This window comes from Methylobacterium sp. Leaf465, from assembly GCF_001424705.1.
GTDB lineage: Bacteria > Pseudomonadota > Alphaproteobacteria > Rhizobiales > Beijerinckiaceae > Methylobacterium.
Genome location: NZ_LMRA01000048.1, coordinates 122371 through 140866 on the forward strand (window position 1 = coordinate 122371; position 18496 = coordinate 140866).

Below are 18496 nucleotides of genomic sequence, written 5' to 3' on the forward strand. Positions count from 1 at the left end.
CCGCTTGTTCTCGAAGATCGAAAGTGTCAGTATTTGTTGACAGTCGTCAAGTCAGATTTACTTGACGGGAGGGAACCACGTGAAGATCGTCATCATCGGCGCGGGGATCGGAGGCCTGGTGGCGGCCCTGCGGCTCGCCCATGCGGGCCTCGACGTGACGGTGCTGGAGCGGGCGCAGCGGCCGGGCGGCAAGATGCGACGCGTGCCGGTGGGCGAGGCGGCGGTCGATGCCGGTCCTACCGTGTTCACGATGCGCTGGGTCTTCGAGGAGATCTTTGCCGAATGCGGCGCGGATCTCGCCGCCCATGTCGGGCTGGAGCCGGCCGCGATCCTGGCCCGCCACGCCTGGGGACCGGGCGAACAGCTCGACCTCCACGCCGATCCGGACGCCTCCGAGACGGCCATCGCGGACTTCGCCGGGGCGCGCGAGCGCGACGGATACCGCCGGTTCCGCGCCCGGGCGGCCGAGGTCTACGCCACCCTGGAGGGGCCCTTCATTCGTGGCGAGCGCCCGAGCCCGATCGATCTGACCCGCCGGGCCGGCCTCTCGGGACTGGGCGACCTCTGGCGAATCCAGCCCTTCACGACCCTGTGGCGCGCGCTGGGCGACTACTTCGAAGACCCGCGCCTGCGCCAGCTCTTCGGCCGCTACGCGACCTATTGCGGCTCGTCGCCCTTCGCGGCCCCCGCGACCCTGATGCTGGTGGCCCATGTGGAGAGCCAGGGCGTCTGGCACGTGGCCGGCGGCCTCAGCCGCCTTGCCGCCGCGGTCGCCGATCTGGCGGCGGAGCGCGGCGCCGGATTCCGCTACGGGACGGCCGCGAGGGGCATCGCCGTGCAGGGCGGCCGCGTCGTCGGCGTCGATCTCGACGACGGCGAGCGGCTGACCGCGGATGCCGTCGTCTGCAATGCCGATGTGGCGGCCCTGGCCGACGGCCTGCTCGGACGCGACGCCGCCCGGGCGGCCGAGACCGTCCCGGCCTCCGAGCGGTCGCTCTCGGCGGTCACGCTCTGCGCGCAGGCCCGCGCCGAAGGCTTTCCGCTCTCGCGGCACACGGTGTTCTTCTCGGGCGACTCCGCCGCGGAGTTTGCGCGCATCCGTGCCGGGCATCTGCCGGACGATCCCACCGTCTACGTCTGCGCGCAGGATCGCACCGACGCGAACGCGCCGTCGGGTCGGCCCGAGCGCCTGCTCTGCCTCGTCAATGCCCCGGCCCGGACCTTCAGCCCCTCGGAGATCGAGACATGCGTGACCACGATGCGGCGGCGCCTGAGCGCGAGCGGATTGACCCTCTCGGAGACGGCGGATTCGGTGACGACGGGTCCGGCGGAGTTCGCGCGCCTGTTCCCGGGATCGGCGGGCGCCCTCTACGGACGGGCGTCCCACGGCTGGATGGCCTCGTTCAAGCGCCCGGGGGCCCGCACGCTGATTCCGGGCCTCTACCTCGCGGGGGGGAGCGTCCATCCGGGACCGGGGGTGCCGATGGCGGCGCAGTCCGGGCGGATCGCGGCGGACAGCCTGCTGCGGGACCGGAGCGGCGCCCGCGCTTCGATACGCGGGTGGATCGCGACGGCTACGTTTGGTGGTACGTCGATGCCCTGAGCGAGGACGGCCGCCAGGGCCTGACCATCATCGCCTTCATCGGCAGCGTGTTCTCGCCCTATTACGCCTGGGACCCCGCCCGCGACCCCTTCGATCACTGCGCCGTCAACGTCGTGCTCTACGGGGAGCGGGCCAACCGCTTCTGCATGACCGAGCGGGGCCGTGCGAGCCTCCACCGGGATGCGGACCACATCCGGATCGGTCCGAGCGGCCTGTCCTGGGACGGCACAACCCTGACGATCCGCCTCGACGAGGTGACGGCGCCGATCCCCTCGCGGGTCCGGGGGACGGTGCGCCTGCGCCCGGGCGGCTTCACGCCGGGCCCCCGCACCCTCGACGCGCGGGGCCAGCACCGCTGGTGGCCGATGGCGCCCTCCTCGCCGGTGGAGGTGGCGCTGGAGGAGCCCGGGATCGCCTGGCGCGGAACCGCCTACTTCGACACCAACCACGGCGACACGTCTCTCGAGGCCGCCTTCCGCGATTGGACCTGGTGCCGTGCCGACCTGCGCGACGGGGCCGCGATCCTGTACGACGTGAACCGGACGGACGGCACCCGGCAGGAACTCACCCTGTGCTTTGCCGCCGACGGAACGCCCCGGGACATCGATCCGCCGCGGCGTGTCGCGCTGCCGCCGACGCGGTTCTGGCGCATGCCGCGCGAGACACGCAGCGACGATGCGCGTGCCGAGGTCGCGCGGACCTTCGAGGACACGCCGTTCTACGCGCGCTCGTACCTGCGTTCGACCCTGCGCGGCGAGGCGGTGCGCCCAGTTCACGAGAGCCTGTCGCTCGCGCGGTTCCGTCACCCGCTGGTCCGGCTGATGCTTCCGTTCCGGATGCCGCGCCGGACGCGCTGAAACGGATCAGGCCGGCGGGTCCTTCGCCCGCTCGGCCACCGCGCGCTGGGCCGCCGCCCGGTCGCGCCGGATGCCGCGCTTCAGGACGACGAGCTGCCAGATCGCCAGCCCGAGGGCGAGCGCGAAGACGAGACCGATGTCGAAGGCGGCGAAGAGCGGGTCGGTCACGGGCCGGCCGGCAGCGCGGCCTCGCGCGCCCGCAGGGTCTCGACGAGGTCGAGGACCCGGGCCGCCTGGGCGGGGACGTTCCACCAGGCCGTCGGCACCGGCACGGGCTGGGCGGCCACGGCCTCCACCAGGAAGGCGGTCTCGGCCAGGGCCGGCTCGGCCAGGTCTCGCTCGATCAGGCCCGGCGCGGCGGCCAGGGGCAGGAGGGCCCGGGCCATCAGGGCGGCCTTGCGCCGGCCGGGAACGCGGGCGCGGGTGGCGACCGGGTCGAGGCCGCCACGCTCGAGGTCGCGGCCGATCTCGGCGTAGATCAGGCGGGCGGCGCGGATGGCGGGCCGGCAATCGAGGGGCAGCCCGGGGATGCCCGCCTCGGCCCGGGCGTAGAGCGAATCGGCGACGGCGAGCAGACGACCGACGATCGCCCGCAGTTCCGGGCCGGCGACCGGATCGGCGAGGAAGGCGTCCGGGTCGAGGCCGGCCTCCCGCATCCAGGCGAGCGGCAGGTAGAGGCGCCCGGCCCGGGCATCCTCGCCGACGTCGCGGGCGATGTTGGTGAACTGCATGGCGACGCCGAGGTCGCAGGCCCGGGCGAGCACGGCGGCGTCGCGCACGCCCATCAGCACGGTCATCATCGCACCGACGCTGCCGGCGACCCGGGCCGCATAGGCGGTGAGGTCGGACAGGGTCTCGTAGCGCCGCCCCTGCGCGTCCCAGGCCAGCCCCTCGATGAGGGCGGCGGGCAGGGCCTGGGGCAGCGTGTGGCCGGCCACGAGGTCGGCCATGGCCCGGTCGGCGGGGGAATCCGAAGGGGCTTCGTCGTAGATGCGAGCAAGGCGGGTGGCGAGGCGCGCCAGGGCCGCCGGACGGTCGCGGGCCGGGGCATGGTCCACCGCGTCGTCGGACAGGCGGCAGAAGGCGTAGAGCCCGTAGGCCGGCCGCCGGACCCGGGCCGGCAGCAGGGCGGAGGCGGCAAAGAAGCTGCGCGAGCCGTCCCGGATCGCGGCCCGGCAGGCGGCATGGTCGGCGGCATCCGCATGGGGTATCGCCCAGAGCGGCGGCCGCTCCGGTTCGCGCCGGACGGCGTCGAAGAACGGGCGGGCGGGCCGAACGATTTCAGGCGAAGAGACGCGCATCCGGCACCACCGTGTCGAGGACCTTGGCCGAGGACAGGACGCCGGGAAGCCCGGCACCCGGATGGGTGCCCGCGCCGACGAGGTAGAGATTGCGGAACGCCGACGAGGCGTTGTGCGGCCGGAACCAGGCCGACTGCGTCAGCACGGGTTCCAGGCCGAAGCCGGAGCCGCGAAAGCTCAGGAAGTCGCCGGCGAAATCCGCGGGGGTGGTCACGCGGGAGGTCACGATCGAACTCGCGAGGCCCGGCATCACCGAACGCTCCAGGCTGTCGGCGATGGCCTTGCGGTAGGGCTCCGCGAGCACCGACCAGTCCTGCCCGCCGGCGAGGTTCGGCACCGGCGCCAGCACGTAGAACGCGTCGCAGCCCGGCGGCGCCAGGAGCGGGTCGGTGGCGGTGGGGCGGTGCAGGTACAGGCTGAAATCCGGCGCCAGCACCTTCCGGACGAAGATGTCCTCGATCAGTTCGCGATAGCGCGGCCCCATCAGGATGGTGTGGTGGGCGAGGTCGGGGAACTGCCGATTCGTGCCGAAGTACCAGACGAAGAGGCCCATGGAGGAGGACGAGGCCTTCAGCTTCGCCCGGTGCCAGGACCGGCCCTCCTCGCCGAGCAGTGACAGGTAGGTCTCGGCGGAATCGGCGTTCGACACGACGATGTCGGCGGCGATGCGGGTGCCGTCGGCGAGGGTGACGCCGGTGGCCGCCCCGGCCGCGACGTCGATGCGGGCCACGTCGGCCCGGCAGCGCAGGGTGCCGCCCTGCCCCTCGATCAGCTTGACGAGTCCGTCGACCAGGCGGCCGGTGCCGCCCATGGCGAAATGCACGCCCCAGCGGCGCTCCAGATGGGCGATCAGGCAGTAGATGGCGCTGGCCCGGAAGGGCGAGCCGCCGATCAGCAGGGGATGGAAGCTGAAGATCGTGCGCAGGCGCTCGTCGCGGATGTGGCGCGCCACGAGGTCGTAGACCGAGCGGTGACCGCCCAGCCGCAGCAGCGACGGCGTGATCCGTAGCATGTCGCGGACCGAGGAGAAGGCGACGTGCCCGAGCTCCTCGAACCCGACCCGGCAGATCGCGGCGCTGCGCTCCATGAAGCGCTCGTAGCCGGGAACGTCCTCGGGCGAGAACCGCGCCACCTCCGCCCGCATCGCCTCCGGGTCGCCGCTGTAGTCGAAGGTGGCGCCGTCCGGGAAGCGGATGCGGTAGAAGGGCAGCATCGGCGCCAGGGTGACGTCGTCGGCCATGCGTCGTCCGCACAGGCTCCAGAGTTCCTCGAACAGGAACGGCGCCGTGACGATGGTCGGCCCGGCATCGAAGGTGAAGCCGTCCTGGCGGTGGACGCGGGCCCGCCCGCCGGGCTGGTCCAGGCGCTCCAACACCGTCACCCGGTAGCCGCGCGCGCCGAGACGCACCGCCGCCGCCAGTCCCCCGAATCCGCTGCCGATCACCACCGCGTGCGGGCGGGGAGACCGGGTCGTCGCGAGGCTCGGCGAGTCGGCGAGTGTCAACATAGGCTGACACTATTCGCGGGAGGGCGTCCGGCGCAAGCGCGATTCTGCGCCGGCCTCGCCGGCACGCCGCCCCGACCCGTCCGGCAACTCACCGGAGCCGGCGAAGGGTCAGCGCCGCGCCTCGGTCATCATCCGGACGGCGAGGCCGGCCAGGACCGTTCCCATGATCCAGCGCTGGACCATGGCGAACGAGGGCCGGCGCGTCAGGAACAGGGCGATCGACCCGGCCGAGACCGCGATCGCAGCGTTGACCAAGACGCTGAGGACGATCTGGATCGCCCCGAGGCCGAGGGCCTGGGCGAAGACGCTGCCCCGGGCCGGATCGATGAACTGCGGCAGCAGCGACAGGTACATCACCGCGATCTTCGGGTTGAGCAGGTTCGTCAGGAAGCCCATCAGGAACAGCTTCCGGGGACCGTCCTGCGACAGGGCCTTCACTTCGAAGGGGGAGCGTCCCCCGGGCCGCACGGCCTGCCAGGCGAGCCAGAGCAGGTAGAGGCCGCCGACGATGCGGATCGCGTCGTAGGCAAACGGCACCGCCAGGACCAGGGCGGTGAGACCGAAGGCGGCGCACAGCATGTAGACCACGAACCCGAGGGCGACGCCGCCGAGCGAAATCAGGCCCGCCCGCGGGCCCTGACAGATCGAGCGCGAGATCAGGTAGACCATGTTCGGCCCGGGCGTCAGCGCCATGCCGAGGGCGACCGCCGCGAACGCGAGGAGGCTCGTGGTTCCGGACATCGTCGGGTCCCCTTCCGTGAGAAGCCTGCGGGCGGGCGAGCCCGGACGGCTGGAGCGGCCGGCGCACGATCCGCGCCGGTCCCCCGTCATCGGACATCGGGGGCGCGATGGCTACGGGACACAGCCGACCAACCCCAGCCATTTCCCTCGGACCGGGCGGAGACGCTTTCGGCGCGGACCCGTCTTGCGGACCATCGGCGCGCGAAGCCACCTCGATCTCGGCGCTCGTCCGAACCGGGGCTCCGTCAAGCCCGCATGTTCGAGGAACTCGTCGTCGCGGTCACGCTGCTCGTGGCGGCCACGCTAGCGCGGCTTCGCGAGTTGCCAGGTCAGGTGGGTCCGCACGGTGGGCCAGTCCGGCGCGACGATGCTGTAGACGCAGGTGTCCCGCAGGGAGCCGTCCGCGAGGCGCTGGTGGTGGCGCAGGATGCCGTCGAGGCGCGCCCCGAGGCGCTCGATGGCGCGCCGGCTCGCCTGGTTCAGGACATGGGTGCGGAACTCGACGGCGAGGCAGCCGAGGGCCTCGAAGGCGTGGCCCAGAAGCAGGCGCTTCGCCTCGGTGTTGAGATGGGTGCGCTGGACCCGCGCGGCGTACCAGGTCGAGCCGATCTCCACCCGCGGCCCGGCGGCGTCGATGTTCATGTAGGTGGTCATCCCGACGGGGCGCCCGCCGGGCCCGTCGAGGACGGTGAAGGGCAGCATCGTGCCAAGGTCCCGCAGGCCGAGCCGGCGCTCGATCTCGGCCGCCATCGTCTCCGGGGCGGGGATCGCCGTGTACCAGAGGCGCCAGAGCTCGCCGTCCTGCACCGCCTCGGCCAAGGCCGCGGCGTGGTCGTGCGCCAGCGGCACGAGTTCGACGTGCCGGCCGGTGAGGGTGACGGGCGTCAGGGCCATGGGCAGAAACCTCCCGGACGGGGGCCGGGCCGGCACCGTCGTCGGACATCCAAGATCGGACCATCCCCAGTCGGACGTCCTCGCGCCCGTCGGTGCGACCGGGCCGCGTCCGCGTCAAGTCCCGGCGGACGGTTGGACGGCGACCTGCTCCCGGTAGGCCGCGACGATCTCGTCGGCGACGCGCGCCGGCGCCTCCTCGTGGGCGAGGTGCCCGAGGTTGCGGATGAGGCGGACCCGGGCGTCGGGCAGCCGGTCCTTCAGGGCGAACGCGGTCTCGGGGGCGATCGCCTTGTCGTCGCCGCCGACGAGCAGCAGCGTCGGCACCGCGAGCCGGCCGATCTCCCGGTCGAGAGCGGCGAGGTTCCAGTTCGCCATCATGCCGAGGGCGCCGGCCACGTGGCCCGGGCAGCGGAAGAGGCGCCGGTAGAGATCGAGGCCGCGCGCGTCGAGGCGCGAGCCGGTGCCGCGGATCAGGCGCTCCACCGCCGGACGGTCGGCGGTCCAGGCGAAGATCCTCGGGGTGACGGGGTTCAGGAACAGCATCCGGGCGAGCCCCGGGAACAGCACCGAGGCGAGGCCGGGAAACGGCGTCAGGGCGCCGTTCAGGGCCACCAGTAGCCGGGGCGCGAGCCCGTCGAGGCAGAGCCGCACCAGGATCGCCGCGCCGGCGGAATGCCCGACCACGAGGTCCGGCGACAGGTCGAGGGTCCGCAGGAGGTCGCGGATCGCTCCGGCCATGCCGGGCAGGGACAGGCGCCCGGGCGGCAGCGGGTCGGTGAAGCCGTGGCCCGGCAGGTCCGGGGCCACGACCCAGAAGTGTTCGGCGAGCAGCGGCGCGAGGCCGGCCCAGGAATGGGTGGCCGCGCCGGTGCCGTGCAGCAGCAGGACGACGGGGGCCTCCGGCGCCCCGAACTCCTGCACGTGCCAAGTCAGGTCGCCGGCGCGGACGAACCGGCTCGCGGCGCGGTTGGGCCAATCCGCGCCGTCGCGCTCCCACTGGGGCCGGTCGCTCGGCGCAGGCATCGCAGATCCTTCAGCGGGCCGAGCGGATCGCGGTGCTCATGGCCGCGGCATCGGCATAGGGAAGCGGGACATAGCGCGCGCCCATCGCTTCGGCGAGGCGCCGCGCGGTCTCCTGCGGCCGCGCCGCGGTGTCAATGAGGATCGTCCGGATGGCGTCGGCCCGCAGGAGGCCGGCGGCGTTCAGGGCTTCGGCGCCGGCCGCGACCCGGCCGGGCGCCCCGGAGCGAGCGACGTTGGCGCGCCCGTCGGTGAGCACCACCACCACGGGGGTGCCGCCGCCGCGCCGGACGGCGCGGGCGAGGGTGCCGGCGGCGTCGAGGCCCGAGGCCAGGGGGGTGCCCCCGCCCCCCGGCAGGGCCGAGAGGCCGCGCCGGGCCCGCGCCAGGGCGCGGGTCGGGGCCAGGACGATCTCGGCGCCCGTCCCCCGGAACGCGACGAGGGCGACCTTGTCGCGCCTGACATAGGCCTCGGCCAGGAGCAGCTCGACGGCGCCCTTCGCCTCGGCCAGGCGCTCCAGGGCGGCCGAACCGGAGGCATCCACGGCGAAGATGGTGGTGGTCTCGCTGCGCTGGCGGAACCGCGTGATGCGAAAATCGTCGCTGCGCACCTGGATCAGGCGCGGGGCTCCCTCCGCACCGGAGCGCAGGCGCTGCCAGGGCGCGGCGGCCCGCAGGGTCGGCAGGAGGGAGAGGCGGCCCGTGCGCGGCGAGCCGGGCCGGGTGCCTGCCGGACGTCCGCTGCGCGGGGCCTGCATCACCGCGCCGACGCGCCCGGCCTTCGGGGAGGACGGCGCCGCGCCGGCTGCGCCCAGGCGGGCGAGGAGATCCGGCGGAATTGCCGCGCGGGCGGCCTCGACGAGGCTCTCGGCACCCGGTTCGAGACCTTGATCGGACGACTCGGTCCCGTCCGATGCGGGCGACTCGGGCCGATCCGCCGGCGCCGCCTCCGCGTCCTCCGGGCTCGACGGCAGGCGCGTCGCGCGCGGGGCGAGGACGAGGCAGGCGGCCTCGCGAACGTCTCGCGCGCGAAGCGCCTTGTGCCCCGCCAGCAGGCGGGCGATCCGCAGGGCCAGCAGGGGCGCCCGAAGGGAGGCGATGCCGAGCGCGGCCGCGACCGCGCAGAGATCCGCGACCGCGGCGTCGGGTTCGAGGTCCGGGTCGTCCGGTTCCGGCTCGCCTTCGGTCGCCGCCCCTTGCGTGTCGCCCCAGGCGAGACCGGTCAGGTCGAGGCGGAAGGCCAGGCGATCGGCCAGGGCCTCGGGAACCGCGGCGTCGTCGCCCTCCCCCTCGTCGAGGAGGATGAGGCCGATCCGCGTGCGGGTCCGCGCCGCCAGTCCGTCGCGCTCGGCCCGCACCTCGCCGGCATCCAGCGCGGCGGCGAGGCGAGCGGCGGTGCCGGGCGAGAGGCGCTCGGCCATCGGCACCACCACGAGCCCGCCATCGGCATCGGCCAGAAGGCCGGACTGGGCGACGGGCCGCCCCGCCGCCAGGGTTGCGGCGAGGTCGAGTCCCCCGAGGAGGCGGTCGTCGGCGATGCCCGCCGGCATCCGGCGGACGGGCCGGGCGGGTGCGAGTTCGCCTGCGAGACGGTCGAGCCAGAGGTCCCGCACCGGGCCGGCCCCGGCCCGGACGAGGACGCCGCCGCAGGCATGTGGGTCGCGGGCGACGAGGTGCGCCACGCGCAGGGCGACGGCCCAGGCGGGGCTCATTGGCCCAGGATGTCCTCCACGGCGCGGGCGACCCGCGCGGTGGAACCCGATTCGTCGAGGGGGTTGCGGCGCAGGCGGTGGCGCAGGGCCGAGGGGGCGATCCGGGCCAAGTGGTCGAGGCCCACCGTCTCGGCGCCCTCGAAGGCCGCGAGCGCCCGTGCGGTGCGCATCAGCGTGAGTTCGCCGCGCAGGCCGTCGGTGCCGAGCGCTAGGCAGAGGCGGGCGGCGGCCTCCAGGGTGGCGTCGGGCACGGCGAGGGCGGGAAGCCGGGCGCGGGCGGCGGTGAGCGCCTTGCGGATGGCGCGGTCGGCCTTGGCGTAGCCGGCGCAGAAGGCCGCCGGATCGCGCTCGTAGGCGTCGCGGCGGCGGACAACGTCGATGCGGGTCGGCAGGTCCGTGGGCGTCGAAACCTCGACGGCGAGGCCGAAGCGGTCGAGGAGCTGGGGCCGCAGCTCCCCCTCCTCCGGGTTGCCGCTGCCGACGAGGACGAAGCGGGCGGGATGGCGGATGCTCAGGCCCTCGCGCTCCACGGTGTTCACGCCCGATGCCGCCACGTCGAGGAGGAGGTCGACGAGGTGGTCCTCAAGCAGGTTGACCTCGTCGATGTAGAGGAAGCCGCGATTGGCCCGGGCGAGCAGGCCCGGCTCGAAGGCCTTCTCGCCGCGGGTCAGGGCGCGCTCCAGGTCGAGGGCACCGACCACCCGGTCCTCGGTGGCGCCCAGCGGCAGGTCCACCACCGGCACCGGAACGGATTCGGCCCGCAGCACCGCCTGCTCGCGGCAGCGATGGCAGTGCTCGGCGGGCCGGCCGGGATCACAGGCATAGGGGCAGCCGACCACCGCCGCCATCGGCGGCAGCAGGGCGGCAAGGCCCCGGATCGCCGTCGACTTGCCGGTGCCGCGGTCGCCGAACACCAGCACGCCGCCGACCGACGGGTCGACGGCCGCGATGAGCAGCGCCCGACGCATCTCGTCCTGGCCGACGATGGCCGAGAACGGGAAGGTCGGCGTGGCCGAGGCCGTTTGGGCCCGCGGCGCCTTGACCGGACCCGCGGCCCGGAGGATCGGCGGCGTCTCGCTCGGAGGCGTCGCGGAGACCGGTTTGAGGGACATCGCTCGGATCGATCCATTCACGATCATGGGCTTGATCTTCCTTGCGCGAGACCGTGTGCGGGGTCCCCTGCCCCCATACGGGGTGCAGGGTTCGCGGGCGTCCTACTCGGCCGCCGCGCGCTGGACGCCCATCCGGCCCCAGATCGTGCTCAGCGCGCCGACGAGGTGGTCGATGTCGCCGTCGGAATGCAGGGGCGAGGGCGTGATCCGGAGGCGCTCGGTGCCGCGGGGCACGGTGGGGTAGTTGATCGGCTGGACGTAGATGCCGAACTCGTCGAGCAGGGTGTCGCTGATCGCCTTGCACAGCACGGGATCGCAGACCATCACCGGCACGATGTGGCTGTCGTTCGGCAGATAGGGGATGCCGGCGGCGTCGAGGCGGGCGCGCACAGCGGCGACCCGCTCCTGGTGCCGGGCCCGCTCGGCTCCGCTCGCCTTGAGGTGGCGGATGCTCGCCGCGGCCCCCGCCGCCACGGCGGGCGGCAGCGAGGTGGTGAAGATGAAGCCGGAGGCGAAGCTGCGCACGAAGTCGCAGAGTTTTCCCGAGCCCGTGATGTAGCCGCCATGGACCGCGAAGGCCTTGCCGAGCGTGCCCTCGATCACGTCGAGGCGGTGGGCGAGGCCGTCGCGCTCCGAGATGCCGCCGCCGCGCGCGCCGTAGAGGCCGACGGCGTGCACCTCGTCGAGGTAGGTGAGCGCGCCGTGCGCCTCGGCGACGTCACAGATCTCCGCGATCGGGGCGATGTCGCCGTCCATGGAATACACGGACTCGAAGGCCACGATCTTCGGGCGGCCCGGATCGACGAGGCGCAGCTTGCGGTCGAGATCCTCGGGGTCGTTGTGGCGGAAGATGTGGCGCTCGGCGCGGCTCGCCTTGATCCCCTCGATCATCGAGGCGTGGTTGCCGGCATCCGAGAAGATCGCGCAGCCGGGGAGCTGGCTCCCGAGGGTGCCCAACGCCGCCCAGTTCGAGACGTAGCCGGAGGTGAAGAGCAGCGCGGCCTCCTTGGCGTGGAGGTCGGCGAGCTCGCGCTCGAGGAGCACGTGGTAATGGTTGGTGCCCGAGATGTTGCGGGTGCCCCCGGCCCCGGCGCCGCAGCGGTCCAGGGCCTCGTGCATGGCGTCGAGCACGGCCGGGTTCTGGCCCATGCCGAGATAGTCGTTGGAGCACCAGACGGTGACGGGCCGCGTGCCGGCCGGCGTGTGGTGAGTGGCGTGCGGGAAGCGGCCCGCCTGCCGTTCGAGGTCGGTGAAGACGCGGTAGCGTCCCTCGCGATGCAGGCCGGCCAAAGCGGAGCCGAAGACCTCTTCGTAGTTCATGCCCGTCCCCTTCCGTCGTTGTACGGCGGGTTCTGGCCCGCTCGCCTCTCCTGCCGCCGCGGCGGCGTTGATCGCGCCGGTCCGCCGGGGCGGACCGGGAACCTGTTTCAGCGTCCCTCGGCCTCGGCGAGGCGGGGCTCGCCGACGCGAGGGCTTTCCCCGCGCGCGGCCGGGAGGTGCGAGGACACCGGGCCGCCCCGGTCCGGTTTCGGCAGGCTCCACTGCCACAGAGCGGCCGAGGGCAGCGGCAGCATGAGGAAGCCGTGTTCCAGGGTGGCCAGCGCCATCAGGGTCGCCAGGATGCTGAGGCCGGCGACTTCGTGGGCGGTGATGCCCTCGGCCAGGGCCGCCAGCACCAGGGCGGCGGTGGCGAGGCCGGCCGCCGTCACCGAGACCGGGAACAGCGGGTTCATGGCGCGCACCCGCAGGTAGCTGCCGAGATAGGCGAGGTGCTCGGGCAGGAATTCGGCGTTGAGGTTGCGCACCCCGAGGAAGAGGTTCAGCCGGGCGGAGAGATTCATCCCCCACAGGACGAGGTAGGTCCACAGGGCGAAGAGGTTCGGCTGGCGCCAGGTCAGGACCAGGATCGCGAGGCCGCCGGCGACGATGGCCGCCTCGTGCCACAGGCTGGTGGCCGCCGCCGCGCGAAAGCGCCGGAAGCCCCGTGCGTCGGGCGGGCAGCCCTCCGCCCGGGGGCCGGAGACGTAACCCATGTAGTAGCTCATCTCCTGCCAGCCCCAGACCACCAGGGCCGCCGTGAAGGCGACGTATGCGCCGCCCGCGCTGGCATCGCCGGCCGAGGCGCCGATGGCCCACAGCGCCAGGGCGAGCACGCCCGTGCCCGCCGCCATGCTGACCCCGTGCGTCGCGCGCGGGCGGTGGTCGAGGAGCAGGATCAGGCCGGTGGAGAACCACCAGACCAGCACCGCATAGAGGGCGGGAAGCGCGTAGGCGGCCATCCTACCAGACCGGCTCGAGGCGGATCTCCGCCGGCATCGGGTTGTCGCGGGTCGGCAGGGCGTAGAGCCGGGCGAAGTTCACCGCCGAGGCGGCGACCCAGGCGCCCTGCTTGAGCTTGCCGAGGAAGCCGCCTTGCGCCTTGGCATCGGCGATCCCCACCGAGCAGGCGAGCAGCCGGTCGAGGGCCTGCTTGAAGCGCGGGTTGTCGAGGTCCAGCGTCAGCGGGAACGTCTGCTTCGAGATCTCCGAGGTGATCCGGAAGACCTGGAAGTCGTAATCGGTCGGATCGACCCCGAGGGCCTCATGGAAGGCCGGCCGGCAATGGTCGCGGACATACATGGTCGCGAAGACCGCCAGGAGGAAGAACTTGATCCAGTAGCGGTTCACGCCGGAGGTCAGCTTCGGGTTGGCCCGCATCAGAAGGGCGAAGGCCTCGCCGTGGCGGAACTCGTCGTTGCACCACTTCTCGAACCACTTGAAGATCGGGTGGAAGCGGCGCTCGGGCCTGCGCTCCAGCTCGCGGAAGATGGTGATGTAGCGGGCGTAACCGATCTTCTCGGAGAGATAGGTGGCGTAGAAGATGAACTTCGGCCGGAAGAAGGTGTACTTCTTCGACTTGGTCAGGAAGCCCAGGTCCACGCCGATGCCGAAATCCTTCAGCACGTCGTTGATGAACCCGGCGTGCCGCGCCTCGTCCCGGCTCATGAAGCCGAACAGCTCGCGGATGTCGGGGTTCTTGGCGCGCTTGCGCATCTCGGCATAGAGCACGCAGCCCGAGAACTCGGCGGTGATCGACGAGACCAGGAAGTCCATGAACTCCTTGCGCAGGGCCGGGTCGAGCCCGGACATGTCGCAGTCGAACTCCGAATTGCGGGTGAAGTGGCGCTTGTTCGGATCGGCGCGCAGCTCGGCGATGAGCTTGTTCCACTCGGCCCGGACGGGCTCGACGTCGGTGCGGTCGAGTTCCTCGAAGTTGGTCGTGTAGAAGCGCGGCGACAGGAACGTCGTCTCCTGCGCGGCCTTGGTGGCCTCGTTGAGGGGCAGTTTGGGCGCGGGAGCCTTGGGAACGGACTGCTGAATGGCTGCGGTCACAGGCGCCTCCTCTCGGAAAAGCTGACTTCGTAGAGTTCGGTAAGCTCGAGGTGGCCCGCGAGCTTGGTCCAGAGCCGCTCCAGGCGGCCGGCGCGGGTCACGGTGGCGGTCCGGCGCACCACGAGGCGTTCGCCGTAGGGCACCGAGGTGGGCGCGTCGTGCACCTGCACGGCGTCGCCGGGCTCGATCTCGAAGCTGGCGTCGAGGACGACGTGGGCGTGCAGGCTCTCGGGCGTCTGTTCGATCTCGACGGTGCAGGGGACGTCGACGGTGCGGCGTCCGTTCAGCCAGGCCATCATCGTGCGGCTCCGTCGTTCGGCATCAGGCGGGCGAAGGCGGCGAAGTTCGAGGGACCGAAGGCGCCGAAATCGACGCTGCGGCCGGTGAGCGCGTCGTCGAGCCGGAGGGAGCCGTCGTCGAAGCGCGTCAGGCGGAAGGGGACGTCGCGCGGCAGGCCGGCCCGGAGCCGCCCCTGTGCGAAGCCCCGCAGGGTGGCACGGATGAAGTTGTCCGCGCCCGGGCGGACCGTAGCGACGAGGTCGCCGTGCTCGGCATCCCGCAGGGTGATCGAGCCGTCCGCCGCGTCGTCGACCCGGAGGGCGAGGCTCTGGACGGGGCGCGCCGGCTCCATCCGGGTCAGGCCAATGCTCTCGACCCGGCCGACGGTCACGGCCACCACGACGAAGCCGAGGAGGAGGCCGACGCCGGCCACGAGTCCCCGGGAGGTGCGGCCGGCGGTACGTGCGAGGGGATGCGGGTTGGATCGGGTCATCGGATCAGCTCGCAGTGGCGAGGCGCGGGCCGGGCGCCACGCGCGGCCGCAGGATGACCGGGCCGGCCGTCTCCTCCGGCGCCGCGCGATGGGCCGCCAGCGCGCGGGCCAGGATCGCGGCCACCTCGCCGCCCTGCGCCACCGTGCGCAGCATCGGCTCGGGCCGGTTCACGTGCCAGGGCCGAGCATGGGGCCAGAGGTGGAGGTAGGCGACGCGGTTGCCCGGGCGAAGGCGCAGGGGCAGGTCGGCGCTGCCGTCGCCATAGAGGTGGCAGCCGGCCGCCTCCACCAGGGCGAAGGGCAGGTTCAGGGTCATCGGCAGGGCGATGCCGATCCGCAGGACCACCCGGCGGTTGGTGATGGTGTAGGTGGTGGTGCGGGCCGAGAGCCAGCCGAGGAGGCCCAGGAGCAGGACCGCACCGGTGCCGATCCCCAGGGTGGGCAGGGCGAGCGACGCAGCCTCCCGAACCTGTCCGGCGAGGGCCGCCGGGAGCGCCGCCCACAGGGCCAGCCCGACGAACCAGAGGCCGACGAGGCGCAGATGCAGCGCCCGGAAGGCGATGCCGAAGCCGCAGGGGCGTCCCTGCCAGAGGATGTGCTCGCCGGCGGGCAGCGGCGCCGGCAGGCCGGGCGGCGCGTCGAAGGCGTTGGCGGGCAGGTGCGGCACGGGCCGCCTGATGGACCGGTTCACAGGATGGCCTCCTGCCGGGTGGGCGTCGCGTAGAGGGTGCCACCGCCGTAGAACGCCATGATCCGCTCCTCCTCGTTGAGGGTGACCGAATCCGGATCCTTGGTGGTGGGGACGTCGGCGAACTGGTGCGCCAGCAGGGCTTCGCAGGTCACGCGCTGGGAGAACCGGCCGGTCCGGCAGAAGGTGGCGGGCATCAGCACCCGCCGGCCGCCGGCGCCGAGCTCGACCTCGTAGTAGCGCACCATGGATTCCCCGCGATCGACCCAGAGATCGCTCACGGTGCCGGCCACCTGCCGGTCGGCGCCGAACACCGACATGCCGATGGGGTTCGGGCCGAGTTCATGGACCACGAAGTGCTCCGCGACCCGCAGGGGCACGATGCGCTTCTCGCGATCCCAGGTCTCGTCGTGGCTGTCCTCGCGGTCGGCGTAGGAGCCGGGACCGATGGCGTCGTGCAGTCCATCCGTATCGGGCTCCAGCGGCGCGCCCGGCCAGACCTCGTGCTTGTGGCCGCGATAGGTCCAGGGGGTGCGCTCGCCGGTCTGGGGCGCGTGCTTCACGTGGCCGTTGGAGAGGAAGAAGGCCTTCGGCGACGGGATCAGGAACGGGTCCGGGGGCATCGCTCGGCCGCGGGCGGCCTCGAATTCGAGCGGGTAGCCCTCGCGGCGATCCTCGCGGCGCAGGTAGAAGACGAGGCCGGCGAAGAAGATCCAGAACGCGTAGAGGACCAGCTGCGCAACGTCGACGTAGCCCGTGATTTCACCTCTCGGCATGGCCGGTCTCCTTCAGGCTGAGCGAGGCAGGGATCGAGGAAGAGGCGTGCGGCTCTCGGGCCGGACGAGCGGGCCGATGGCCAGCAGCGTCGCGAACAGCAGCGCGATCTCCAGATGGTAGACGATGAGGTACCCGGTGGAGGGCAGGTTCAGCGCCTCGCCGAGCCGGCCGGTCTCGGCCAGATGCGCGCCGAGATCGCGCAGGATGCCGCTCGCCGCGATGGCGAGGCCGGCCGCGCTGGCCTGGACCGCGCCCCAGGCGCCGAGGGCGAGGCCCGTATCCTCCGGGCCGGCCTTGGCCATGGAGGCCGTCAGTGTCCCGTGAGCGAAGAGGCCGCCGCCGAGGCCGATCAGGGCGACGCCCACGGCGAAGAGCCGGGCGGAATCCAGGGGCGCGGCGAAGACCACCGCGGAGAAGGCCGCGATGCCCACGACCGCCCCGGAGGCCGCGACCCGGAAGGCGTCGCCGCCCCGGTCGAGCCAGCGCGCCGCGATCAGGAGCCCGAGGCCGCCGCCGGCGGCCAGCAGCGCGGTCAGGGCCGTGGTGGCGGCCACCGGCAGGTGCAGGATCTGGCCACCATAGGGCTCGAGCAGGATGTCCTGCATCGAGAAGGCGGCGGTGCCGAGCCCGGTGGCGACGAGGCGGCGGCGCGCCCGGCCCTTGCCGGCATAGAGGGCCCAGGAGTCCGAGAAGGTCGGCCGGGGCAGGTCGCGCGCCGTGCGGGTGGGCGACCGGGGCTCCTGCTTCCAGAGGGCGATGCCGTTGAGCACGACGGTGAGGAGCGCGGCCCCCTGGATCACCTTAATGAGGCGCAGGGCCGAGAAATCCGCCAGCAGCAGCCCGAAGGCGATGGCGCTCACCACCATGCCGGCCAGCAGCATGACGCAGAGCAGCGCCACCACCCGCGGTCGCGCATGGGCCGGGGCGAGGTCGGTGGCCAGCGCCAGGCCCACGGTCTGGGTGGTGTGGAGGCCGGCGCCGACCATGACGAAGGCGAGCGCGGCGGCCACGTGGCCGGGCCAGGCCGGGCCGGTGGTGTCGCCCGACAGGATCAGCAGGGCGAAGGGCATGATGGCCAGCCCGCCGAACTGCAGCAGCGTGCCGAACCAGATGTAGGGCACCCGGCGCCAACCCAGGACCGAGCGGTGGGTGTCCGAGCGGAACCCGACGAGCGCCCGGAACGGCGCGAAGATCAGCGGCAGGGACAGCATCACGGCGACGATCCAGGCCGGCACCGCGAGTTCGACGATCATCACCCGGTTGAGGGTGCCGATGAGCAGCACCGCGGCCATGCCGACCGTGACCTGGAACAGGGCGAGCCGCAGCAGGCGCCCCATGGGCAGCTCCGCCGTCGCCGCGTCGGCGAAGGGCAGGAAGCCGGGACCGACGCGTTGCAGGGCGCGGGCCATGGAGGCGCCGAGGCGGGTCATGGCAGCCGCCGGAGCTCGAAGGCCTGGGACAGGTAGAACCCGCTGTTCACCCGGTGCGCGCGCGCGACCCGGACCCCGGCGAGGGCCGGCTCCGCCGCCAGGCGACGGCGCAGGTCCGCCGCGCCGACGGGCACGATGGCGGGCGCCCGGTCGCCGCGCGGGAAGGCGCGGCCGGCCATGTGCATCAGCGTGAGAAGGGGCGTGCGCGGCGCGACGGTGAAGAGGATGCCGGCCTCGGTCCGGGCCGCCAGGGCCGCGAGCGCCTGCACGATGTCGGGCGTGGCGTAGTGGATCAGGGAATCCATCGCCACGACGTGGTCGAATCGGCCCAGCGCGGGGTCGAGCATGTCGCCGACCCGGAAGTCGATCCGCCCCGGGGCCGACAGGGTGGTGCGCTCCAGGGCGAGGCCGATCAGCGTCGGCGACACGTCGATGGCGACGACCTCGGCGCCGCGGCGCGCCGCCTCCAGGCTCAGGGCCCCGGTGCCGCAGCCGGCATCGAGGAGGCGCCGGCCCGTGAGGTCTTCGGGCAGCCAGGACAGGAGGTTGGCCCGCATGGCGTCGCGGCCGGCCCGCACCGTGGCGCGGATCTTCGAGACCGGCGCGTCCGAGGTCAGCCGGGCCCAGGCCTCGACCGCGGTGCGGTCGAAGTAGGTGGTGAGCTGGGAGCGGCGGGCGGCGTAGCTGTGCGAGGTCATGGTCCGGCGCCCG

Annotated in this window: 19 protein-coding genes; 2 read left to right on the forward strand and 17 right to left on the reverse strand. The window is 73.2% G+C overall.

The features are described 5' to 3' along the window. The first annotated feature begins 79 nt into the window (after positions 1-79). Together crtD and ASG51_RS22495 are read left to right on the forward strand one after the other, a co-directional pair. Entirely contained in the window at positions 80-1603 is a 1524-nt protein-coding gene (crtD, locus tag ASG51_RS22490) for a 1-hydroxycarotenoid 3,4-desaturase CrtD (protein ID WP_244480239.1), read from the forward strand. Beyond that, positions 1561-2460, forward strand: coding sequence for a carotenoid 1,2-hydratase (locus tag ASG51_RS22495; protein ID WP_200941372.1), 900 nt, complete (start codon positions 1561-1563; stop codon positions 2458-2460). Before crtD ends, ASG51_RS22495 begins: the two co-directional genes overlap by 43 nt. A 6-nt stretch (positions 2461-2466) precedes the next feature. Here the strand turns inward: ASG51_RS22495 and ASG51_RS24455 are convergent, their stop codons facing one another. The 17 genes from ASG51_RS24455 to bchM form a co-directional block, all read right to left on the reverse strand. After that, complete coding sequence (locus tag ASG51_RS24455) at positions 2467-2628, reverse strand: hypothetical protein (protein ID WP_156389829.1); 162 nt, start codon at positions 2626-2628, stop codon at positions 2467-2469. After that, positions 2625-3761 (reverse strand): phytoene/squalene synthase family protein, encoded by a 1137-nt coding sequence (locus ASG51_RS22500; protein ID WP_056383151.1) that lies wholly within the window; start codon positions 3759-3761, stop codon positions 2625-2627. Before ASG51_RS22500 ends, ASG51_RS24455 begins: the two co-directional genes overlap by 4 nt. Continuing rightward, a complete protein-coding gene (locus ASG51_RS22505; RefSeq protein WP_056383153.1) occupies positions 3742-5268 on the reverse strand; it encodes a phytoene desaturase in 1527 nt (508 codons plus the stop codon). Before ASG51_RS22505 ends, ASG51_RS22500 begins: the two co-directional genes overlap by 20 nt. A 108-nt stretch (positions 5269-5376) precedes the next feature. Further along, on the reverse strand, positions 5377-6009 hold the full coding sequence (locus ASG51_RS22510) for a LysE family translocator (protein WP_056383155.1): 633 nt from the start codon (positions 6007-6009) through the stop codon (positions 5377-5379). Positions 6010-6312: 303 nt separating this feature from the next. Beyond that, the gene (locus tag ASG51_RS22515; protein ID WP_056353376.1) at positions 6313-6903 is read right to left on the reverse strand and encodes a GNAT family protein; all 591 of its coding nucleotides are present in this window, start codon (positions 6901-6903) and stop codon (positions 6313-6315) included. Positions 6904-7017: 114 nt separating this feature from the next. Next, a complete protein-coding gene (gene bchO, locus ASG51_RS22520) occupies positions 7018-7926 on the reverse strand; it encodes an alpha/beta fold hydrolase BchO (RefSeq protein ID WP_056383157.1) in 909 nt (302 codons plus the stop codon). A 10-nt stretch (positions 7927-7936) separates the two neighbouring features. After that, positions 7937-9634, reverse strand: a complete 1698-nt coding sequence (locus tag ASG51_RS22525) for a magnesium chelatase subunit D (protein ID WP_056383159.1) — start codon at positions 9632-9634, stop codon at positions 7937-7939. Continuing rightward, positions 9631-10746 (reverse strand): magnesium chelatase ATPase subunit I, encoded by a 1116-nt coding sequence (bchI, locus tag ASG51_RS22530; RefSeq protein ID WP_082514223.1) that lies wholly within the window; start codon positions 10744-10746, stop codon positions 9631-9633. The genes ASG51_RS22525 and bchI overlap by 4 nt, the downstream gene beginning before the upstream one ends. A 102-nt stretch (positions 10747-10848) precedes the next feature. Then, complete coding sequence (gene hemA, locus ASG51_RS22535; protein WP_056383161.1) at positions 10849-12066, reverse strand: 5-aminolevulinate synthase; 1218 nt, start codon at positions 12064-12066, stop codon at positions 10849-10851. Positions 12067-12173: 107 nt separating this feature from the next. Further along, on the reverse strand, positions 12174-13025 hold the full coding sequence (gene puhE / locus ASG51_RS22540; RefSeq protein WP_082514210.1) for a putative photosynthetic complex assembly protein PuhE: 852 nt from the start codon (positions 13023-13025) through the stop codon (positions 12174-12176). A gap of 1 nt (position 13026) precedes the next feature. Beyond that, the gene (gene acsF / locus ASG51_RS22545) at positions 13027-14070 is read right to left on the reverse strand and encodes a magnesium-protoporphyrin IX monomethyl ester (oxidative) cyclase (RefSeq protein ID WP_200917666.1); all 1044 of its coding nucleotides are present in this window, start codon (positions 14068-14070) and stop codon (positions 13027-13029) included. Between the two features lie 44 nt (positions 14071-14114). Then, complete coding sequence (locus ASG51_RS22550; RefSeq protein ID WP_056219521.1) at positions 14115-14414, reverse strand: hypothetical protein; 300 nt, start codon at positions 14412-14414, stop codon at positions 14115-14117. Beyond that, positions 14414-14890: a photosynthetic complex assembly protein PuhC gene (gene puhC, locus ASG51_RS22555; protein ID WP_082487672.1), complete on the reverse strand. Its 477-nt coding sequence runs from the start codon at positions 14888-14890 to the stop codon at positions 14414-14416. The genes ASG51_RS22550 and puhC overlap by 1 nt, the downstream gene beginning before the upstream one ends. A 4-nt stretch (positions 14891-14894) precedes the next feature. Beyond that, entirely contained in the window at positions 14895-15581 is a 687-nt protein-coding gene (gene puhB / locus ASG51_RS22560) for a photosynthetic complex putative assembly protein PuhB (protein ID WP_056383163.1), read from the reverse strand. Next, positions 15578-16354 carry a photosynthetic reaction center subunit H gene (puhA, locus tag ASG51_RS22565; RefSeq protein WP_056383165.1) on the reverse strand — a complete coding sequence of 259 codons (777 nt, stop codon included), beginning with the start codon at positions 16352-16354 and terminating at the stop codon, positions 15578-15580. The genes puhB and puhA overlap by 4 nt, the downstream gene beginning before the upstream one ends. A gap of 12 nt (positions 16355-16366) precedes the next feature. Continuing rightward, positions 16367-17785 (reverse strand): MFS transporter, encoded by a 1419-nt coding sequence (locus tag ASG51_RS22570; protein WP_056273192.1) that lies wholly within the window; start codon positions 17783-17785, stop codon positions 16367-16369. Then, positions 17782-18483, reverse strand: coding sequence for a magnesium protoporphyrin IX methyltransferase (gene bchM, locus ASG51_RS22575; RefSeq protein WP_056383166.1), 702 nt, complete (start codon positions 18481-18483; stop codon positions 17782-17784). Before bchM ends, ASG51_RS22570 begins: the two co-directional genes overlap by 4 nt. Positions 18484-18496: the final 13 nt, after the last annotated feature.